The organism is Acidimicrobiia bacterium (genome assembly GCA_041394025.1).
Taxonomy (GTDB): domain Bacteria; phylum Actinomycetota; class Acidimicrobiia; order IMCC26256; family JAOSJL01; genus JAOSJL01.
The window spans coordinates 380,336-400,752 of record JAWKJA010000002.1; the positions used below are offsets into that span (position 1 = coordinate 380,336).

Below are 20,417 nucleotides of genomic sequence, written 5' to 3' on the forward strand. Positions count from 1 at the left end.
TCTGGCGGCAGGTGGGGGATGCGGACGCGCGTCAGGCCTGGTCGACGGTCGGGAGCGAGCCGGCGTCGGCGCCGTCGTCGGTGAGGTCGACCTCGCTGTCGATGTCCTCGGCGTCGTCCGTCGAACTGCCGCCGAAGGGGTGGCGGATTCGGTTCCACAACGAACGGAAGAAGACCGCCACACCGGCGAGTCCGGCGACGATCGCTCCGATCAGGACGCTGGCAGAGCCACCGTCGAGGTAGGCGAAACTGGGCACGGGGACCTCCTGTGCTACGGAAGGCACAAGGCTAGCGGACCAACCGTCGGAAACGGGGATGCGGGAGGGACCGGCCCCTGTGATCGGTGGCTCCCGGGAGGCCCCCTGGTACCGTGCCCGTCGTGCAGGGCCCAAGCGGTGTCGCAGGTCCGACCGGGGTGGGGGGCAACGCCGTGGCGGGCGCCGGCAGGGAGTCACCGCCGGCTTCCCACGCCCAGCCCGTCGCCCGCAGCCTCGTCATCCCCATGTACGAGGAGTCGGCCCGTATCGAGCGCTCGATCGGTGCCCTGGCCGCCTCCGAGCTCGCCCGGGGCGGCACCGAGCTGGTCCTGGTCGACGACGGCAGCGACGACGGCACCGCCGATCTCGCGGAGCGTGCGATCCGTGCCCACGGGCTCCGGGGGAGGGTGATCCGCCTCGGCCGGAACCACGGGAAGGGGGGTGCCGTCGCTGCCGGGGTCGCCGTGTCGCGTGGCTCTGCCGTGGCCTTTTCCGATGCCGACCTCTCGGCGCCGGTGGAGGCCATCATGCGCTGTTTCGAGCTCGTCGAGGAGGGTGCGGCCGAGGTCGTCGTCACGTCCCGGGTGCACCCCGACAGCGACATCCGCGCCAAGCCGTCGCGGTTCCGGAGGTGGGCCGGGAAGGCTTTCAACACCCTCCTGCACCAGGTCGACCTCACGGAGTTCCACGACACCCAGTGCGGTCTGAAGGCGTTCTCCCGCGAGTGCGCCGTCACGCTCTTCCGAGATCTGCGGATCGAGCGGTTCGCGTTCGACGTGGAGGTCCTCTCCCGCGCGCAGGTTGCCGGGTACGACATCGTCGAGATTCCGATCCCGTGGGCACACGACGACAACAGCCGCTTCCGGACACTGCGCGATGGCACGAGGGCCGTCGTCGACGTGTTGCGCCTCCGGCGCAGCCTGCGGACCTGGTCGCCCGACGCCGGCGCCATGAACGACGACCGGTTCGACGTGATGGCCGACGTGGAGCGCGACCACTGGTGGTTCCGCGCGAAGCGCCGTCTCGTGGCGCGGGAGCTCGCCCGGGCCGGTGTCCGCCACGGTCGGCTCCTCGACGCCGGCTGCGGAACGGGCGCCACCGTCAACGAGCTCGCCATCCCCGACTACGGGCTGGCCGTCGGCATCGACCCGAGTGCGCACGCTCTCGACCTCGCCCGGGCCGACAGGATCGCCGGGCCGGAGTTCCTGCGCGCCACCGCCGAGTCGGTCCCGGTGGCCGACGACAGTGTCGACGTGCTGACGTCGCTCGACGTGATCGAGCATCTCGACGACGACGTTTCGGTGCTCGTCGAGTACGGCCGTGTCGTGCGCCCCGGAGGGACGGTGATCCTCAGCGTGCCCGCCTACCGGTGGGCGTGGAGCGCTCACGACGAAGAGCTCGGGCACCGCCGTCGCTACACGATCGGCGAACTGGAGCGGGCGGTGCGCCTCGCGGGTCTCGAGGTGCAGCGCGCGACGTACTTCCACTCCTGGCTCGTTCCGTTGGCGCTGCTGCTCCGTCGCACGCCGTTGCGTCACCTGGTCGGTGACCGTACGCAGGACGAGGTGAGCCACGCTGTGGGCTGGGTCAACCGACTCGGCGACTTCCTCGCCCGAATGGAGGCCGCCCTGCTCGGCCGCTTCGATCTCCCCTTCGGCCTCTCGGTGCTCGTCGTCGCCAGGGTCCCCGCGAGCGTCGGCTGATCGTCGCCGTCGGGCCGAGAGGCGACGCGGCGAGTACCCGTCAGGCCGGGTACGCCACGTTCACACGCTGGGTCCCCGCCGGGCCGTCGCGCTCCGTCGGTGCGAGGGTCACGGCCGTTCCGACGAGCTCGGTGCGTTCCGCTTCGTCCAACCCGTGGGGATCTTCGAGGCGCGCGTAGCACCGGGTGTTGTCGTCCACATCGCAGACCAGGAGCCCCCAGTCGGGATTGCCCTCCCGGTCGTGGACGACCGAGTACGCGGCGACGGTGGCGGGGCCCTCGTGGTCGTGGAGCACGGTGGGTCGCGCTCCGGCGTCGAGTCGAGCCTGGACGGCCGACTCGTCGACGGGGCGCAGGGGCCCCGGGTCGGTGGAGTAGATCCCGACGGCGTGCTTGGTCATGTGCATGCCCACGCCACTCACGAGCCCGAACGATCCCGGGTCGTTCCGCAGCGAGCGGGTCATGGCGGCGAGCGAGTGGGTCAGGTAGTTGCTTCCGGGGCCGCCGTGGTAGGGAAGCCCGCCGGTGACCGTGAGCGGCCGCGGGTCGCCGGTGTCGAGGCCCAGGGCGTCGCGGGCGAAGTTGAGGGAGGCGGCGAAACAGCTGTAGAGGTCGAGGTGGGCGATGTCCTCGATGCCCGTTCCCGCCGCGTCGAGAGCGGCCTTTCCGGCTGCGGCCAGTGCGGGTGATCGCCACATCTCGGGGTGCTCAGCCACGAGCACCGGGTCGGTCGCGTAGCACCACCCACGCGGGTAGACGCGGCGGTCGGTCGGCACGCCGAGGGAGTCGGCTGTCTCGTGGCTCGTCACCAGGAGAGCCGCCGCCATGTCGACATCCATGACGGCGACCATGTACTTGGTGTACGGGTATCCGACCATGCGGTTGCCGGGGGTGGGTGTCACGATTTCGTCGGGTGTCCGCTCGGTGCGGAACCACGCCTCGGGGTTTGCCGCGGCGACGGCGGTCATGGGGGCGAGCAACCGTCCGGCGGCGTTGCGGTAGTCGTCGAGTCCGATGCCGAGGTGGGCGCGTCGCGCGTTGTCGAAGGTGGCGAAGGTGAGCCAGGCCTGGAACACCTCGTGGGCCACCTCGGCCGGGTGGAACGGGGCTTCCCAGGGGAACGGCCGCTTCTCATCGGGTGCGTACGAGTACGACGGTCGCTCACCGCGCTTCCTCAGAACCCGCGCCGTGGCGAGTGCCTCGGCGCCCGCGATGAGTGCTACGTCGCTCGTGCCGTCGAGGATCCGCCGCGAGGCGTCGACGAGCAGCTGGTGTGGCGTCGTCCCCCCGATTCCCGAGTAGTGGGCTCGTGCGGGCGCCGCCGACAGCCGGGTGGCGAGACGGCCCGGCGGGTCGTCGTACTGCCAGGTCTGGCAGTAGACGACGTCGAGCGAGTCGACCCGACCGAGCACGTCGCCCGACGCACCGGAGTCGTCCCCGGCCAGGCGGGCGACGTCCTCCCACATGGTGAGCGGCTCGGGGGCGCCGTCGGCGCCGACGTCCTCCGGATGCCAGGTGCGGGTGCCGACGCCCACGATGCAGGGGGTACGGGGGTCGACGTCCATTCCACTACCCTCCGCCGCCGGCTCAGCGCCCCTTCCAGACCGGGTCGCGCTTCTCGGCGAAGGCCTTCGGGCCTTCCGACGCGTCCTCGGTCTGGAAGATCTCGGCGGCGATGGCACTCTCGTTCTTGTACGCGTCGCGCATGTCCATACCGAAGCCCTCGAGGACGCTGCGCTTGGTGGCCTGGACGGCGAGCGGCGCGTTGGCCGTGATGCGCCGCGCGTAGTCGTGGGCCCGGTCCATGAGCTCGTCGGGCCCGACGACCTCGTTCAGCAGTCCCATGGCGAGGGCGCGTTCGGCGGTGATCAGGTCGGCGCAGAGCAGGAACTCCATGGCGTGGGGAAAGCTGATCTGGCGCGGAAGCCGGACGGTGGTGCCACCGCCGGCGAAGAGGCCCCGCTTCGGCTCCATGACCGCGAACTTTGCTTCGGGAACGGCGAGACGGATGTCGATACCGCCGAGCATCTCCATGCCACCGGCGGTGCAGTAGCCGTTGACGGCTGCGATGACAGGCTTGTAGAGCTTCACGCCGCGCAGTACGGCCTTCACGCCGTCGTCGATGCGGTATCCGTCGATCTCCTCCACGTCACCATCGGCGATCTGCTTCTGGAACTTGGTGATCTCGGGGATGTAGCGCTTGAGATCGGCACCGGTGAAGAATGCGTCGCCGACCCCGGTGATGATCGCCACCCACGCGTCGTCGTCGGCTCCGAAGCGCTCCCAGGCGCTGCGGAGCTGGAAGAAGTGCTCCATGTCGGCCGAGTTCTTGGCCTCGGGCCGGTCGATCGTGACGACGACGATGTGGTCGTCGGACTTCTCGAAGTGGATCGCCATGTGCGTCCGTTCCCCACGGGTGCGAAACCCTGCATCGTAGTCATGGCTGGGGTTCGGGAGGGTCGGCCGGCGTCGGGCCGGGAGGGTCTGCTCGGGGTCCCCGTTGCGGGCATGAGCGACGTCCCCGACCACGCGGGCTAGACAGGGGGCATGGCGGACCGACCCACGGCACTGGCGACCGCACCGTTGCGCGGTGAGGGGCTCGAACGACTCCGGGCGATCGCCGACGTCGTGCTCGACCCGTGGATCGACCAGGAACCCCTGCGGATCTACTCTGCGGAGGAGCTCGCCGAGCGCATCGACGCCGAGGGGGCCGACCTGCTGGTCGTCGAGAGTGACGCCGTGACCGGGCCGGTGCTCGAGCGGCCGTTGCGGGCCATCGGCGTGTGCCGGGGTGATCCGGTCAACGTGGACTTGGCCGCCGCGAGTGCCGCCGAGATTCCGGTTGTCCACACGCCGGGGCGCAACGCGGACGCCGTGGCCGAGATGACGGTGGCGCTTCTCATGGCGGTCAACCGCTCGATCGTGATCGCCGACGCCGACATGCGCGCCGGTCGGGTGTTCGCCGGCGGGACGATCCCCTACCAGCGGTTCCGCGCCTGGCAGGTGGCGGGGCGCGTCTTCGGCATCGTCGGGCTGGGCGCCGTGGGACGTGCCACGAGGTGGCGGATGGAGGGCCTGGGCATGACGGTCATCAGCCACGACCCGTACGCTGACGATGCCACGCATTCGTTGCCCGACCTGCTGGCCGAGTCCGACGTCGTGTCCATGCACGCACCGGTCACCGAGGAGACAGCGGGCATGATGGGCGCCGCGCAGTTCCTGTCGATGCGCGACGGCGCCGTGTACCTCAACACGGCACGCGCGGCGCTGCACGACGTCGACGCTCTCGTCGACGCTCTTCGGTCGGGGAAGCTCCGTGGGGCGGGGCTCGACCACGTGGACGGTGAGGTGCTGCCCGAGGACCATCCGCTGATCGGCCTCCGCAACGTCGTGCTCACGCCGCACATCGGCGGCGCCACCTACGACACCGAAGCAGTGCAGACGACGATGGTGGCCGACGACTTCGAGAGGATCCTGCGTGGCGACCGGCCGGAGCACGCGGCCAACCCGGATCTCTGGTCGTAGGCTCAGCCTGCACAGGGCACGAGGTCCGGAGCCCGGGGTGTGGCGGAGTGGAGGACGACGATCATGGGAACCGACGACACGCAGGCTGTCAAGGAGTCACTCCTGGCGACGGCCAAGGAGCTGCTTCGCCGGGGGCTCGTGGAAGGGACCTCGGGCAACCTGTCCGCGCGGCTCCCGGATGGCAACGTCGTGCTCACCGCGTCGTCTCTCGATTACGAGGAGATGACGCTCGACGACCTGGTGGTGTGCGATCCCGGCGGTGAGGTGCTGTCGGGCGAGCGGGAGCCGACGACCGAGAAGGCGCTCCACCTGGCGTGTCTGCGGAACCACGACGACATCGGCGCCGTGATCCACTCGCACGCGATGTTCGCCACGATGTTCGCCGTCACCCGCCAGCCGATTCCGTGCGTGATCGAGGAGTTCGACATCTACGTGGGCGGTGAGGTCCCCGTGGCCGAGTACCAGCTCACCGGATCCGACGAGCTGGGTGAAGAGGTTGCCCGGTGGGTGGGGGACCGCGGTGCCGTCCTGATGGCCAACCACGGTCTCCTCACGGTCGGGAAAGATCCCCAGGCGGCGATGAAGGTGGCGTCACTCGTGGAGAGGACGGCGCGGATCGTGTGGGGTGCCCGCCAGCTCGGTGACCTCGTCCCGCTGCCCGCCGAAACCATGGACCGCTTCGACGGCATCTACAAGCTGATGCGCAATACGTGACTTTGATGCGTCCGTGAGGTTCGCTACGCGAACCTCACGGACGCATCAAATGCTCATGCGGCTTGCCGGTTGAGCGCAGTGAGCACCTGCTCCGCAACCCGATCCGGTCGTCGCTCAATGTCTGTCGACGAGAAGTGCAGGACCTGCCAACCGACCTCGCCGATTCGATTCATGCGCTCGAGCCCGGCCTGCCACGCGGAGCGCCCGCCATGTCCTTCGTAGCCGTCCACTTCGATGGCAACACGCGCTTCCCGGTAGGCGAAGTCGAGATATGCGATGCGGTTCCGGCTCTCGACCCGAACCTGGCGCTCCGGCTCGGGTAGTCCCGCCTTCCTCACGACCTGTGCGAACCTGGTCTCCAGGTAACTCTCCGGTACAGCGTCCCCCTCCGGACGCCGGTCCAGGACGAGGTCCATCCGCGCCCTCCCGGGGCGGTGCGGGCCGAGAACGTCGAGCATCGTCCGGATGCGTGGCAGCGACGTGAGACTGCGTCGCAGGGCATCGTCGAGAGCAATCTCGACGTCGTCCTCGGGAAGGACAACGGCGAGGTCGATGATCGTGCGTGTCGGCATCGTGACGGGGATGTTGTCTAGTTCCGTCACGTCCTGTGCAAACAGCGTGTGGGACTCGTGACACGACACCTCCGGATTCTTCGTCCGATGGTGGCGACGTGTCGTGATCTCGACCACGCTGCGGGTGGATCCGGCGAGGGACCAGAGTGCTGCTGCAGAGCGATGCGAAGCGATCGCGTTCCCGGCCAGACAAGCCGCAAGAAGGCGCTGCTCCCAGCCTCGCCGTGTTCCAACGAGTCGATACACCGCCGCTCCCAACCGTTCCCATGTGCCGCTGCCGAGACGCCGCGCGATCATGCTCTTTGACAGTCCAGCGTGCAGCGCCTGCTGCCGCGTGATGAGACCGTGCTGCGCCTCGATGATTTGATGCGTCCCTGGGGTTCGAATAGCGCGCTTCATGGACGCATCAAAGCAGCGGGGTGTGACAGTGACGAGGATCTTTCGCGAGGACGACGGCGACGTCTCCGTTCTCGACGGGACGTCGGTCGCCGTCGTCGGGTACGGCAACCAGGGGCGCTCGTGGGCGCTCAATCTGCGGGACTCCGGCCTCGACGTACGGGTGCACGCCCGCGCCGACGAGTCCCGCCGGCAGGCCGAGCAGGAGGGGTTCCCTGCCCACGAGGTCGCCGACGCCTCCTCGGCCGATGTCCTGTGCGTCCTCGTTCCCGACGACGTCATTCCGCTCCTCGACCTCGCACCACGGCATGACGCGCTCACCGTCGTTGCCAGCGGGTACACGCCCGCCTTCGGCCGCTTCGAGCCCGACGGCGACATCGGCATGGTGGCGCCCCGCATGCTCGGTCCTGAGGTCCGCCGCTGCTACGAGGAGGGGGTTGGGTTCATCACGGCCCTGGGGGTGCACCGCGACCTGTCGGGCAACGCCTGGCAGCGAACCCTCGCCGTCGCGAAGGCCCTCGGCGGTCTCCGGCAGGGTGCGATCGAGCTCACTCCCCACCAGGAGGCCGTCCTCGACCTCGCCGTCGAACAGGCGCTCTCGCCCGCGCTCTCGCACGTGAACCAGACCTTCGTCAACGAGATGTCTGCACGCGGTATCCCACTGGAGGCGATCCTCACGGAGCTGTTCCTGTCGGGCGAGGTCGAGCGCACCTACCGCCTGCTCAGGGAAGAGGGCTACGCCCGCCAACTCGAGCACCACTCACCGACCAGCCAGTACGGGCAGCTGTCACGCCGCGACGCCTACGCCGGAATCGACCTCGAGACCACGATGCACGACCTGGTCGAAGCCATCGACGATGGATCCTTCGCCGACGAGTGGGACGCAGAACGTGACGCCGGGTACGCAAACCTGGCCGCCCTCAAGGTGCAGTACGCCGGCCCCCTCGTCGCGGAGTTCGAGGCCGATCTCAGGAAGCAGCTCGGCGGCGCAGCATCGGAATCGTGACGGCTGCCAGGGCGAGGCCCACGGCCGTCTCATGGGGAATCCGACGCGGTGACTCGTTCTGGATCCAGTGGTGGAACCGGTCGAGCCAGCGGGGGAACGGATTCACACCGAAGAACACGGCGCACGGCTTGTCAGCGTCGAGCAGTGTCGAGCCGGCCATGGCCGCCAGCACGGCACGGCGGCGACCCGGTGCGGCGGCAACCAACCCCACGAGCGACACGAGGCCGAGCACCCCGTCGCGCCGGGCGATGCGCAGGAACCGCTCGTCGCCGTAGGAGAGGGTGTCGTCGCCCCAGTGGGGCATGGCGTCCATGGCGAGATGCGACGCGAATCCCGCCACGAAAGCGGGTACGACCCGGTCCTCACACACCGATCCGATGAGTGCGCCCGCATACACGTGGCTCGTGATGAACACGGCGGTCAGTCTCGCGTAGGGGTTTCAGTCGACTAGAATTGTCTGTTGACAACCATTGGTGATAAGCTGGCTCCCGTGAAGACACCCGAGCTGCTCGCCGCCCGCTTCCGCGAGGAGGGCCGACGGGTCACCCCGCAGCGGGAGTGCGTGTTCCGACACCTGTGGGGCGACACCTCGCATCCGACGGTCGAGGCGCTCCACGAGCGCGTCCTCTCCGAGATGAGCACCGTGTCGCTCAAGACCGTGTACCAGACAGTCCACGATCTCGCCGACATGGGCGAGGTGAGCCTCATCGACCTCGGGACCGGCACGCAGCGCGTCGAGCCCAACGTCGAGGAATCTCATCACCATCTCGTGTGCATCCGGTGTGGAATGATCCGCGACGTCCCGGCAACCGAACCACAGGTCGCCGCGCGACACCGTCGCGGCTTCTCCGTCGGCAGCGTCGAGGTCAACTACCGCGGCGTGTGCGAGCGCTGTGCGTGAGGCCGGGGGCTGATCGGCCCGGCAGGGCGTCGATGCGACGCCACACGGAGATCCCGAGAGCAGAAACACAAGAAAGAAAGAGAAGAAAGAGACAGGAGAAGAGTGATGCCAGCACTGGAAGGCACCAAGACACACGACAACCTCAAGGAGGCTTTCGCCGGCGAGAGCCAGGCGAACCGCCGCTACCTCTACTTCGCTCAGAAGGCCGACGTGGAGGGCCAGCCCGACGTGGCGGCGCTGTTCCGTTCGGTGGCAGAGGGCGAGACCGGCCACGCGTTCGGTCACTTCGACTTCCTCGCCGAGGTGGGCGACCCGGTCACCGGTGTGGCGGTCGGCACCACCGAGGACAACCTCAAGTCGGCCATCGAGGGCGAGACCTACGAGTACACCGAGATGTACCCCGGCTTTGCCCGCACGGCCCGCGACGAGGGCTTCGAGGAGATCGGCGAGTGGCTCGAGACCCTCGCACGCGCGGAGAAGAGCCACGCGGGTCGCTTCACCAACGGCCTCGAGGGCCTGAGCTGACACAGACCTGAGCTGACACAGGGCGGTGGAGGGGCCGATGGGCGGCCCCTCCGGGCGCCCACAGCCGTCGACCGGGTCACGGCCCGGTCCTGACCGACCGACACCCTCGGGGACCAGAGGTGAGTGAGTGACCATCACATACGACCCGCACGACCGGGCGTACCTCGATGCCGCCGATGCCAGAGCGGAACGTGACCGTGTCTTCGACCTCTGTCACGGCTGCCGGCTCTGCTGGAACCTGTGCCCGTCGTTCGAGACGCTCTTCGAGCTGATCGACGAGAAGCACGGCGACGACCCGACGGCTCTCACCGAGGGCGAGCACGACCGCATCGTCGACGAGTGCTTTCAGTGCAAGCTCTGCTACCTGAAGTGCCCCTACGTCCCCCCGCATGAATGGGAGCTCGACTTCCCGCGCCTCATGATGCGGTCGCTGTCGATCCAGCACGCCGAGGGGAAGGTCGACCGGTCGGCGGCTGTGCTCGCCCGCACCGATCTCCAGGGGAAGGTCGCCACCACGATGCCCGGCGTCGTCAACGCGGCGAACCGAACACCGTGGATCCGGCGAGCCATGGAGAAGACCGTCGGCATCGCCTCCGACCGACTGCTCCCGAACTTCGCCAAGGTCCGATTCTCACGCTGGTTCGGCTCGCATCCTCGCCGGCCCGACCCACCCAACGGTGAGGTCACGCTCTTTCCGACCTGCATCGTCGAGTACCAGGACCCGGCGATCGGAGAGGACATGGTCCGCGTCTACGAGCGCAATGGCGTCGGGTGCGACCTCCCCGAGGGCCAGGTGTGCTGCGGCATGCCGTGGCTCGACGCCGGCGACGTCGACCGCTTCATGAAGCACGCGGAGAAGAACGTCGGTGTTCTCGACGAGGCCGCGACGTCCGGACGACCCATCGTCGTCCCACAACCCACCTGTGCCTACGTCCTGAAGAACGAGTACCCGGAGTATCTCAAGTCCGACGCGGCCCGACGGGTGGCCGGCGCCGTGCAGGACGTCACAGAGCACCTCACCGGTCTCCACCAGGACGGAAGACTCGATACAGATTTCGACGGCGACGTACCGGAGTCCGTCGTGTGGCATGCCGCCTGCCACTACCGGGCCCAGCAGATGGGGCCGCGGAGCAGGCAGCTCCTCGAGCTGACCGGCGCGAGGGTCGAGGTCGTGGAGAAGTGCTCGGCAATCGACGGCACCTGGGGGCTCCGCGCCGAGAACGTCGAGCTCGCCCGGGAGGTCGCCAGGCCTCTGATGCGCACGGTCGAGGAGTCCGACGCCACGCTCGTGGCGGGCGACTGCCACCTCGCCAACACCGCCATCGACGAGGCGACCGGGCGCACGCCCACACACCCCGTCCAGATCCTCGCCCGCGCATACGGGCTGACCGACGACGACTGAAGGCCATTCCCATGCAGAAGCTCACCGTCGACGAGATCGTCGACCAACGTGCCTACGAGCGCGAACGCGACACCTTCCGCCGCCACGTCATCGAGCTCAAGAAGCGTCGCCGAATCCACCTCGGCACGATCCTCACGCTCACGTTCGAGAACACCGACACCGTCCGCTTCCAGATCCAGGAGATGGCGCGCGCCGAGCACATGTTGCGCGACGACCAGATCAGGAACGAGGTCGACGTCTACAACGAGCTCATTCCCGAGCCGGGGCAGTTGTCAGCCACGCTGTTCCTGGAGCTCACGAGCGAGGAGCAACTTCGCGAGTGGCTACCCAAGCTCGTGGGGATCCAGCGTCAGGTGCGGTTCCGGCTCGGTCACCAGGATGACGTCGCGGACTCGCCGGGGAGCTTTGTCGAGTCCATCCCCGAGGACGAGGAGCGCCTCACCCGCGAAGACGAAACGACGCCGGCCGTGCACTATGTGAAGTTCCGGTTCAGCCACGAGCAGGCGGCCTCGCTGCGCGAGGGACCGGCGTTCCTGGAGGCGACGCACCCGGCCTACCGGGAGTCGGTGGAGCTGAGCCCGGCGCAACGCGACGAGTTGGCCGCCGACCTCTGAGCGGTGCGACCACACACCCGCCCGTAGAATTGTGCGCCCATGGAGATCGAGGTCACGCGTACGCGTCCCGAGGCGCAGCTTCCCGTCGCGGGCCATCTCGATGACGCCGGCTACGACCTCGTCGCCTGTGAGGCCGCGCTCCTCGAGCCCGGTGGCGGCCGCGCCCTGATCCCAACGGGGATCGCCGTGGCGATCCCGCCGGGGCATGCAGGGTTCGTGCAGCCACGCTCGGGCCTCGCCGCACGACACGGGATCACCTGCCTCAACACCCCGGGGCTGATCGACCCTGGGTACCGCGACGAGATCCGCGTCATCCTCGTCAACACCGATGCCTCCACGTCCTACGAGGTGTCCGTCGGTGACCGAATCGCGCAGCTCGTCATCCAGCGTGTGGAGAGCATCACGTGGCACGAGGTGGAGCAGTTGGGTGACACCACGCGCGGTCAGGGCGGCTTCGGCTCCACCGGCCGGTAGCCTGCTCACACCGACACGCCCGTAGCGGCGTGGCCCGATCGCCGACGCGAACGAGGAGAGCCATGCACCCCTTCCGGTTCGGAGTCCAGCTCGCCGAGGCGTCCTCCGGCCGGGACTGGGCGGACCAGGCCCGGAAGCTGGAGGACCTCGGCTATTCGACGCTCTTCATGCCCGACCACTACGACGACACGATGCTGTCGCCGATGCCGGCACTCGCGGCAGCGGCGGCGGCCACGGACACCCTGCGCGTCGGAACGCTGGTTCTCGGCAACGACTACCGCCATCCTGCCGAGGTGGCCAAGGAGGCCGCCACCGTCGACCTCCTCTCGGACGGCCGCCTCGAACTCGGGCTCGGCGCCGGCTGGATGATCGCCGACTACGAGGAGCTCGGCCTCGACTACGACCGGGCCGGCGTGCGGATCGACCGACTCGCCGAGGCCATCCAGGTCGTGAAGGGGGCCTGGTCGCCGGGACCGTTCAGCTTCACCGGCGATCACTACACGATCGCCGACTACGACGCCACGCCCGAGCCGGTCCAGGAGCCGCACCCTCCTCTCCTCATCGGTGGCGGAGGCAAGCGCGTCCTGTCGCTGGCGGCGCGTGAGGCCGACATCATCGGCGTCAACCCCAGCCTGGCTGCCGGTGCTGTCGATCCCACGATCATGGACGACGCTCTCGCGGACGCCACCACGGTGAAGATCGGGTGGGTGCGCGACGCAGCCGGTGACCGCTTCGACGACATCGAACTCCAGGTCCGCTACTTCCTCGCTGCTGTCACGGACGACGCCCGTGGTTACGCGGAGGCGATCGCCGCCGGTTTCGGTGTCGACATCGATCCTGAAACGGCGCTGGCATCTTCGTTGGCGCTCGTGGGCTCCGTGGACGAGATCGTCGACCGGTGCTACGAGCGGCGCGAGGAGTGGGGCTTCTCCTACATCGTCGTCGGGGGCGACGAGATCGAGAGCTTCGCCCCGGTCGTGGAGCGCCTCGCCGGCCAGTAGCCGGAGCCCACCCGGGCCGTCGGTCCGGAAAGGGCTACGTCAGCGCGCCCCGTCGCAGAGCGCGCTCGACGGCCTCGAGACTGTCGAGGTCGTCGACCGTCGCGAGTGCCTGCTGGAAGCCGCGCTCCATGCTCGCCTCGCTCTGGAGGCCGCTGAAGGCCGCCGTCACACACACCGCATCCCAGGCGTCGACCGCGAAGACCCGGTACATCTCCCATGCCGCGTCACGGTCGAGGTCGCGCACACCTCCCTCGTGGAGGCGCTCCACGTAGCGGTCGACGAGATCACGCTCGTGGGCGCGCCGGAGCTCCGTGGGCGCGGAGGTCCCGAGAAAGTACGCGACGTCACGCATACCGTGCGCCCGGTGCACGACCTGCCAGTCGAAGAACCCGGCTGCGCCGTCGGGTCGGGCGTACGAGTTGCCGAGGTGGCTGTCTCCGTGGACGAACGTGAGTGGGCCCTGTTCCCACAGCCGGGCGATCGGCCACGTTTCGCGTGAGAGGAGTCGGGTGAGGCTCCGGACCCGATCGGGGACTTCACGGCCCGACCGCAGGACCGCACGCCTCGAACCCCTGAAGAGCACCGTCTCCAGGGCGAAGCCCGGCCGTCGCCGCTGCGGGGCCACCCAGGCCAGGTCTCCCGCGAATCGGTCGCTGTCCCAGAACCGCGTGTGCAGGAGGGCCAGCGTGTCCATGGTCGCCTCGAGGCGTGTCATGTCGCAGCGGTCCGACAGGATGGAGACGTTGCAGCCGGCCGACTCGAGGTCTTCGAGGAGGAGGAAGAAGCGCCCACCGTGGGTGCTGTCGGCGGCGAAGCAGACCGGCGCGATCTCCGCCACGTCGTCGCGCACCAACCGGTAGAAGTCGACCTCGTTGGTCGTCATCCGCAGGAAGCCGCCGAGGGCGCGGTTCTGCGGAGGGCGCGCGGTCGCTTTGGCGAAGACGAAAGAGGGTAGGGCCGCTTCGCGCCCTGCCTCGTTCCAGCGGAGGTCGAGGCGACGTCGATCGGTGGTCCCGGCCGTACCACCGACGGTCTCGATCGACACGACGCGGGCGTGGGGCACCGCCGGGGCGAGGAGACGGGTGAGCGTGTCGGGCGTGATGTCGTCGAGCGATCCCGGACGCGGCCTCGGCGCCCAGGGAGAGAGCCCGAGGGCGAGCTCGCCGACGGCTGTCGCCGTCGACGCCGTGTGGTGCAGGAGGGCGTTCATGTCCACGGCGTTGCCGGGTCGGGGTCAGAAGCCGGCGGGCACGACCGCCTCGATCAGGTGCGGCCCCGGTTCGGCGATCGCTTTCTCGAGTTTGGCTGTGAAGTCCTCGGCATCTTCGGCACGCTCGGCCGGTACGCCGAGTCCTTCCGACATCGACATGAAGTCGAGATCCGGCCCGGAGAGATCGAGCATCCGCTTCGCGAGGGGGCCCGGCTCGCCGGCACCGACACGCGCCAACTCCATGTTCAGGATGGCGTACGAGCGGTTGTTGAGGATGACCGTCGTCACGTCGAGACCCTCCCGGGCCTGCGTCCACAGACCCTGGAGCGTGTAAAGCGCGCTGCCCTCGGCCTGGAGGTTGACGACGGGCCGGTCGGGGGCCGCGATCGCGGCACCCGTGGCGACGGGGATTCCCTGTCCGATGGCCCCGCCGGTGAGTGTGAGCCAGTCATGCGGTGGAGCGCCGGCGGTGGCACCGGCTGCGTAGATTCCGCCGGTGGCCCCCTCGTCCGACACGACGGCGTTCTCCGGAAGCGTCGCTCCCAGTGCGGCGCACACGGTCTCGGCGGTGAGGTCGCCGGTCGGGCGGTCGGGTCGCCCGGTGGGTGCGCGGTCCACGGTCTGGTCGGCACCGAGCGCGTCGGCGAGGTGTTCGAGCGCTCCGACAGCGTCGTCGCTCCCCGAGGCGAGCGTGTGGACCGTGCATCCGTCGGGTACCAGGGAGCTCGGGCGGTCGGGGTAGGCGAAGAACGACACGGGCGCTGCGGTGTCGACGAGCACCAGGTGTCGGAGGCCCTCGAACTGGAGGGCCGCCAGCTCCGCCAGGTATGCCACCCGGTCGACGGCGGGAACACCGGAGCCGCGGGTGAGCCGTGTCGGGAATGTCTCGGCCAGGAGCCGTGCACCAGTCGCGCGGGCGCAGCGAGAGGCGGCCACCAGCCCGGGCTCCCGAAGGGTCGAACCGCCCAGGAGGATCATCGCGGGCTCACCGCTCCTGAGCGCGTCGAGTACGCCGGTGACGACGGCGTCGGGTACCTGACCGGAACCGGGTCTCCGGGCACGACCGACCGGTTCCGCTCCCTCGGTCCAGCACACATCGGCGGGGAGGATGAGGGTGGCGACCTGACCCGGAGGGCCCTCGGCGGCCGCCACGGCGGCAGCGCCGTCGCCGGCGACTGCCGAGGGTGAGGTGCTGCGACGGATCCAGCCCGACACGTTGGAGGCCAGCGCGGCGATGTCGGACTCCAGGGGTGCGTCGAACTTCGTGTGGTACGTGGCGTGGTCGCCGACGATGTTCACGAGGGGGACCCTCGCCCGACGGGCATTGTGCAGGTTGGCGATTCCGTTCCCGAGACCCGGCCCGAGGTGCAGCAGTGTGGCGGCGGACCTCTCGGCCATCCGGGCATAGCCGTCGGCTGCGCCGGTGCAGACGCCTTCGAAGAGGCCGAGAACGCCCCGCATGTCGGGCACGTCGTCGAGTGCCGCCACGAAGTGCATCTCCGACGTGCCGGGGTTGGTGAAGCACGTGTCGACGCCGTTCGCCACCAGCGTGCGGATGAGAGCCTGGGCTCCGTTCACGGTCTTCCTCCGATGTGTCGTGCGGCCTGTGTCGGGCCTGCGTCGTGTGGGGCGTTCGTGTCAGTCGAGCAGCGTGCCGGGGTTGAGGATGCCGTGGGGGTCGAACGCCGTCTTGACCCGGCGCATCAGGTCGAGCTTGGCGGGGTCCTCGAGCTCGAGGAAGAAGGGGCGCTTCTCGGTGCCGATGCCGTGTTCAGCCGAGATCGCACCGCCGAGGTCCATTCCCGCGGCGAGGATGTCGTGCATGAGCGCGTGGCGTTTTCCGTCATCCGGCTGGAACACGGCGAGGTGGACGTTGCCGTCGCCCGCATGGCCGGCACCGGCCACGAGCGCACCGTTGGCGGCCGCCATGTCGGCCACCGACTGGAGGTAGTCGGGGATCGACGCCCGGGGAACCACGACGTCGATGATGTCGTCGGCGCCGCGCGCCTTGGCGACCCAGAAGGCACGTTCGCGTGCCGTGATCAGGCGCGTCGCGGCCTGATCGGGGAGGACGTAGAGGTCGAGGGCGCCGAGATCCGTCAGGAGCTCTCCCAGGGCGGTGACGTCCTCCTCGACGCGGCCGGCGTCCTTGTTCTCGAGGAGCACCACGAGGTAGGCGAGGGCGCTCTCGGTGATCTCGTCGGGGATGCCGAGATCGAGGCCCTCCGACTCCGTCGTGGCAGCCATGCCCATCATGTCGATGTACTCGAGGAGGGTCGGGTCGGCGCCGCTCGCGATGATCGCCGGAATCGCCCGGGTGATCTCGTGGAGTGTCGAGAAGGGGGCCAGGACCGTGGCCGAGTACTCGGGCCGTCGCTCGATCTTGACCGTCACCTCGGTGACCACCGCGAGCGTGCCTTCCGACCCCGTGATGAGTTGTGTGAGGTCGTAGCCCGTCGTGGCCTTCACGAACTTCCCACCCGTTCGGATCACCTCACCGGTGGGGAGCACGGCCTCGAGGCCGAGGACGCGATGGCGCGTGACCCCGTACTTCACGGCGCGCATCCCACCGGCGTTCGTGGCGACGTTCCCGCCGATGGAGGCGCTGTTCTCGCCCGGGAACACGGGGTAGAAGTAGCCGAGCGGTGCGAGCGCCTCGTCGAGGTCGTCGAGCGTGACCCCGGGCTGCACGACGGCGACCTGGTTGTCGATGTCGATCTCGAGGATCTCGTTCATCCTCTCGAGCGAGATCATGAGGCCGTCGGAGCGGGGGATCGCCGCCCCGCACAGACCGGTCCCGGACCCCCGGGCGGTGACGGGCGTGCCGCTCTCGTCGGCGTGCCGCAGGATCTCGGCGACCTCGGCCGTCGTCGAAGGACGCACTACGGCGACAGGTGCCTGTGACGACGCCGTGAGCGCTTCGTCGTGCAGGTAGTCCTCACTGATGGCGTCGCCCGTGAGAACGTGGGACGCCCCCACGACATCGGCCAGGGAGTCCAGCAGCACGGTCATCGCCCCCACCTCCGTGTGTCGACTGCGTCCGGCCCGGGTCGGGCACCGCCCGGACTGTACCGACAACGGGTGCCACCGGGTATCCTGCGATTTCGCGCGGACGTGGCTCAGTTGGTAGAGCATCACCTTGCCAAGGTGAGGGTCGCGGGTTCGAATCCCGTCGTCCGCTCCAGGAAAAACTCGCACAGCGTGCCGGGGGGACGCAGGAGGCACGCGCATGTCGTCGGATTCTTCCACCGGACCTTCCCGGGAGGCACGGAAGACAGCCGATTCCACGGACTCCTCGCTTCAGGTCGATCCCGAGCTCGAGAAGGAGTTCGAGAAGGCCCTCGAGCACGACCTCACCGACGACGACATCGGGCGGGCACAGCTTCTCCTCGGTATCGACACCGCCTCGAGGGCGCGGGAGCTCTACTCGGTTGCAACGCCCGACGCCATCAGGAACTGGGCGATGGGAGTTGGTGACGACAACCCGCTCTACATCGACGAGACGTACGGTCCGTCGACACGGTGGGGCTCCCAGATCGCCCACGGCACGATGGTCGGCCATGTCAAGACCCCGATGCGCGGCGACCCGATACCCGCCGACATCAAGGAGGCCACGAAGGGGCTCTTCCGTGGCGTGCACGTGTTCGTGTCCGGCGGCACGTGGGACTGGTACCGCCCGCTCTACCCGGGCGACCGTGTCTACTCCTTCGCCGGCGAGGAGTCGATCGAGGAGAAGGAGTCCGAGTTCGCCGGGCGATCGGTTGTCCGGGTGCGACGCGACGTTGCCATCAACCAGCGGGGTGAGGTCATCGGGGTCTACCGGATCCTCCGGGTCGAGACCGCGCGCAGGAAGTCCCGGTCGCGTGGCAAGTACGCGGCCATCGAGCCGGCCACCTACACCGACGAGGACCTGGAGCGGATCGACGCGATCTACGAGTCGGAGAAGCCCCGAGGTGCCGAGAGGCGCTACTGGGAGGACGTCGAGGTCGGCGATGAGCTCGACCCCATGGTGAAGGGGCCGCTCACCGTCACCGAGATCATCGCCTTCCACGCGGGCGGCTACGGCTTCGTGCCCTACGGGCTGCGCTCCTCGCGGCTGGGCTACAGGAACCGCCGGCGAATCCCCGCGTTCTACATCAAGAACGAGCAGGGGGTTCCCGACGTGGCGCAGCGGCTCCACTGGGACTCGGAGTGGGCGAAGGCGATCGGCAACCCGATGGCCTACGACTACGGCGTCATGCGCCAGTCATGGCTCTACCACCACGTCTCGGACTGGGCCGGTGACGACGCCTTCATCGAGCGCCTCGAGGACTCCATCCGCAAGTTCAACTACCACGGCGACACCCAGTTCCTGTCGGGAACGGTGACGGGCAAGCGGGAGCACGAGGGCCGCCCCGTCGTCGACCTCGACCTGCACATGCTCAACCAGAACGACGTCGAGACGGCCTACGGAGCTGCCCGGGTCGCGCTGCCGAGCCGCGACGCCGGCCTCCCGACGCTTCCACCGGTCCCCGTCGGGCTGCAACGCCAGGCGAACGCAATGTTCGCCCGCCACAACGAGCTGAGTACCGGTGACTGATCGGCTCGGCGTGTGGTGGATCGCCGAGGACCGGCCGGATCTCCCCGCGGTCGTCGAGGCACCATCGGGCCCGCGGACATTCGGGGAGTTGACAGGACGCGCCCACCGGATCGTCCACGCCCTGCGCGCTGCCGGGCTCCGGCTGGGCGACTCCGTGGCGGCTCTGCTCCCCAACGACACCACGATCATCGAGTGGTGGCTGGCGTGCCAGGAGGCCGGCTGGCGCTACGTGCTCCTCAACACGCATCTCTCCGCCGACGAGATCGCCGGTGTACTCGCGGGCTCGGAGACCAGGGCCCTGATCGGCCACGAGCAGTTCACCGAGGTGATGTGTGAGCTGTCGGAGCGCAGCGGCCTGGCGGCAACGGCCGTCGTCGGCACGGTCGACGGAATGGTGAGTGAGGAGCAGCTCCTCGACGGCTTCACGAACGATCCGCCCGAGAAACGTGCCGTCGGGCAGCTCTATCCATTCTCCTCCGGGACGACGGGAAAGCCGAAGGGGATCCGGCGTCCCGACGCCCAGGGTGACCCGTCAGAGCGCGCCAACGCCGAAGCGGTGTTCGGGAAGGCCTTTGCCTTCGAGCCGTTGAGCGGCGTGCACCTGTGCTCTGCAGGGATGCACCACGGTGGCGCCCACGCGTTCTACATGGGCGCGCTCAACGCAGGGCAGGCCCTCGTGATCCTCCCGCGTTTCGATCCCGAAGCCGTGCTGGCCGCCATCGAGACACACCGTGTCACGACCGCCTACATGGTGCCGACGATGTTCCACCGCCTGCTCGATCTCCCCGAGGAGACGAAGCGGCGCTACGACGTGTCCACTCTCGAGGTCGTGGCGCACGGAGCGGCCCCGTGCCCGAAGACGGTCAAGCAGCGGATGATGGACTGGTGGGGACCCGTCATCTGGGAGACCTACGGGGGGATGGAGGGTGCGGCAACGATCGCCAAACCGCACCGATGGCTGGAGAAGCCCGGCACGGTGGGCCGGAGCGTCCGGGGCGTCACGATCGAGATCCTCGACGACGACGGGAATCCGCTTCCACCCGGCGAGGTGGGCCACATCTTCCTCGACATGGGTCGGCGCACCTTCGAGTACGTGGGTGACGACGCGCAGCCCGACCCCGACCGGACCGACGAGGTGCACCGGGGCACACGGTTCACCCTGGGTGACATCGGGTATCTCGACGACGACGGCTATCTGTTCATCTCCGACCGTGCCAAGGACATGATCATCACGGGCGGTGTCAACGTGTACCCGCTCGAGGTGGAAGAGGTCCTCGGCGACCACCCGTCGGTGGGTGACTGCGCCGTGATCGGCCTTCCCGACGAGGAGTGGGGGGAGATCGTCACGGCCCTGGTGGTCCCCGTCGACGGTGTCGAGCCGACCGAGGAACTCGCTGACGCACTGGTCGCGTACTGTCGCGAGAACCTCGCCGCGTACAAGTGCCCGAAGGCCGTACGCTTCCGTGACTCACTACCCCGGACGGACACCGGGAAGCTGTTCAAGCGGCACCTTCGTGCCGAGTACGCGATCTGAGGCCTG

At 68.9% G+C, this 20,417-nt stretch carries 20 protein-coding genes and 1 tRNA gene; 13 read left to right on the forward strand and 8 right to left on the reverse strand.

The annotated features are described in order from the left end of the window. Positions 1–31 precede the first annotated feature (31 nt). Positions 32–256 carry a hypothetical protein gene (locus R3A49_01645; protein MEZ5169436.1) on the reverse strand — a complete coding sequence of 75 codons (225 nt, stop codon included), beginning with the start codon at positions 254–256 and terminating at the stop codon, positions 32–34. A gap of 122 nt (positions 257–378) precedes the next feature. Between R3A49_01645 and R3A49_01650 the strand changes: the two genes are divergently transcribed. Beyond that, on the forward strand, positions 379–1,959 hold the full coding sequence (locus R3A49_01650; GenBank protein MEZ5169437.1) for a glycosyltransferase: 1,581 nt from the start codon (positions 379–381) through the stop codon (positions 1,957–1,959). A 40-nt stretch (positions 1,960–1,999) separates the two neighbouring features. On the opposite strand, the gene R3A49_01655 is transcribed toward R3A49_01650, so the two are convergent. Together R3A49_01655 and R3A49_01660 are read right to left on the reverse strand one after the other, a co-directional pair. Next, a complete protein-coding gene (locus R3A49_01655; GenBank protein ID MEZ5169438.1) occupies positions 2,000–3,523 on the reverse strand; it encodes an acetyl-CoA acetyltransferase in 1,524 nt (507 codons plus the stop codon). Between the two features lie 22 nt (positions 3,524–3,545). Further along, entirely contained in the window at positions 3,546–4,355 is an 810-nt protein-coding gene (locus R3A49_01660; protein MEZ5169439.1) for an enoyl-CoA hydratase-related protein, read from the reverse strand. A gap of 150 nt (positions 4,356–4,505) precedes the next feature. On the opposite strand from R3A49_01660, the gene R3A49_01665 reads away from it, so the two are divergent. After that, positions 4,506–5,483 carry an NAD(P)-dependent oxidoreductase gene (locus R3A49_01665; protein ID MEZ5169440.1) on the forward strand — a complete coding sequence of 326 codons (978 nt, stop codon included), beginning with the start codon at positions 4,506–4,508 and terminating at the stop codon, positions 5,481–5,483. 60 nt (positions 5,484–5,543) lie between these two features. Continuing rightward, positions 5,544–6,197 (forward strand): class II aldolase/adducin family protein, encoded by a 654-nt coding sequence (locus R3A49_01670; protein ID MEZ5169441.1) that lies wholly within the window; start codon positions 5,544–5,546, stop codon positions 6,195–6,197. Positions 6,198–6,250: 53 nt separating this feature from the next. Here R3A49_01670 and R3A49_01675 read toward each other — a convergent pair whose 3' ends face one another. Beyond that, complete coding sequence (locus tag R3A49_01675; GenBank protein MEZ5169442.1) at positions 6,251–7,168, reverse strand: DUF559 domain-containing protein; 918 nt, start codon at positions 7,166–7,168, stop codon at positions 6,251–6,253. Between the two features lie 22 nt (positions 7,169–7,190). Between R3A49_01675 and R3A49_01680 the strand changes: the two genes are divergently transcribed. Continuing rightward, a complete protein-coding gene (locus tag R3A49_01680; protein MEZ5169443.1) occupies positions 7,191–8,171 on the forward strand; it encodes a ketol-acid reductoisomerase in 981 nt (326 codons plus the stop codon). On the opposite strand, the gene R3A49_01685 is transcribed toward R3A49_01680, so the two are convergent. Further along, positions 8,134–8,586: a hypothetical protein gene (locus R3A49_01685; protein ID MEZ5169444.1), complete on the reverse strand. Its 453-nt coding sequence runs from the start codon at positions 8,584–8,586 to the stop codon at positions 8,134–8,136. The two genes, R3A49_01680 and R3A49_01685, sit on opposite strands and share 38 nt — an antisense overlap. Positions 8,587–8,661: 75 nt before the next feature. Here R3A49_01685 and R3A49_01690 point away from each other — a divergent pair, with 75 nt between their 5' ends. The 6 genes from R3A49_01690 (at position 8,662) to R3A49_01715 (ending at position 13,088) form a co-directional block, all read left to right on the forward strand. Further along, on the forward strand, positions 8,662–9,072 hold the full coding sequence (locus R3A49_01690) for a Fur family transcriptional regulator (GenBank protein ID MEZ5169445.1): 411 nt from the start codon (positions 8,662–8,664) through the stop codon (positions 9,070–9,072). Positions 9,073–9,177: 105 nt separating this feature from the next. Beyond that, positions 9,178–9,597: a rubrerythrin family protein gene (locus R3A49_01695; protein MEZ5169446.1), complete on the forward strand. Its 420-nt coding sequence runs from the start codon at positions 9,178–9,180 to the stop codon at positions 9,595–9,597. 127 nt (positions 9,598–9,724) lie between these two features. Next, positions 9,725–10,999 carry a heterodisulfide reductase-related iron-sulfur binding cluster gene (locus tag R3A49_01700; GenBank protein ID MEZ5169447.1) on the forward strand — a complete coding sequence of 425 codons (1,275 nt, stop codon included), beginning with the start codon at positions 9,725–9,727 and terminating at the stop codon, positions 10,997–10,999. 11 nt (positions 11,000–11,010) lie between these two features. Next, complete coding sequence (locus R3A49_01705) at positions 11,011–11,613, forward strand: DUF3501 family protein (protein MEZ5169448.1); 603 nt, start codon at positions 11,011–11,013, stop codon at positions 11,611–11,613. 39 nt (positions 11,614–11,652) lie between these two features. Then, positions 11,653–12,087, forward strand: coding sequence for a dUTP diphosphatase (gene dut / locus R3A49_01710; GenBank protein ID MEZ5169449.1), 435 nt, complete (start codon positions 11,653–11,655; stop codon positions 12,085–12,087). 62 nt (positions 12,088–12,149) lie between these two features. Beyond that, complete coding sequence (locus R3A49_01715; GenBank protein MEZ5169450.1) at positions 12,150–13,088, forward strand: TIGR03621 family F420-dependent LLM class oxidoreductase; 939 nt, start codon at positions 12,150–12,152, stop codon at positions 13,086–13,088. 34 nt (positions 13,089–13,122) lie between these two features. On the opposite strand, the gene R3A49_01720 is transcribed toward R3A49_01715, so the two are convergent. The 3 genes from R3A49_01720 to R3A49_01730 are packed head-to-tail and all read right to left on the reverse strand — an operon-like array spanning position 13,123 to position 17,310. Beyond that, the gene (locus R3A49_01720; protein ID MEZ5169451.1) at positions 13,123–14,298 is read right to left on the reverse strand and encodes a hypothetical protein; all 1,176 of its coding nucleotides are present in this window, start codon (positions 14,296–14,298) and stop codon (positions 13,123–13,125) included. 24 nt (positions 14,299–14,322) lie between these two features. After that, positions 14,323–15,876 carry an acetolactate synthase large subunit gene (locus R3A49_01725; protein ID MEZ5169452.1) on the reverse strand — a complete coding sequence of 518 codons (1,554 nt, stop codon included), beginning with the start codon at positions 15,874–15,876 and terminating at the stop codon, positions 14,323–14,325. A 60-nt stretch (positions 15,877–15,936) separates the two neighbouring features. Continuing rightward, on the reverse strand, positions 15,937–17,310 hold the full coding sequence (locus R3A49_01730; GenBank protein ID MEZ5169453.1) for an FAD-linked oxidase C-terminal domain-containing protein: 1,374 nt from the start codon (positions 17,308–17,310) through the stop codon (positions 15,937–15,939). A gap of 96 nt (positions 17,311–17,406) precedes the next feature. Between R3A49_01730 and R3A49_01735 the strand changes: the two genes are divergently transcribed. The 3 genes from R3A49_01735 to R3A49_01745 all read left to right on the forward strand — a co-directional run bounded on the left by R3A49_01735 (position 17,407) and on the right by R3A49_01745 (position 20,411). After that, positions 17,407–17,482: transfer RNA gene (locus R3A49_01735), tRNA-Gly, on the forward strand. Between the two features lie 45 nt (positions 17,483–17,527). After that, positions 17,528–18,877, forward strand: coding sequence for a MaoC family dehydratase N-terminal domain-containing protein (locus tag R3A49_01740; protein ID MEZ5169454.1), 1,350 nt, complete (start codon positions 17,528–17,530; stop codon positions 18,875–18,877). Next, positions 18,870–20,411, forward strand: coding sequence for an AMP-binding protein (locus tag R3A49_01745; GenBank protein ID MEZ5169455.1), 1,542 nt, complete (start codon positions 18,870–18,872; stop codon positions 20,409–20,411). Before R3A49_01740 ends, R3A49_01745 begins: the two co-directional genes overlap by 8 nt. Positions 20,412–20,417: the final 6 nt, after the last annotated feature.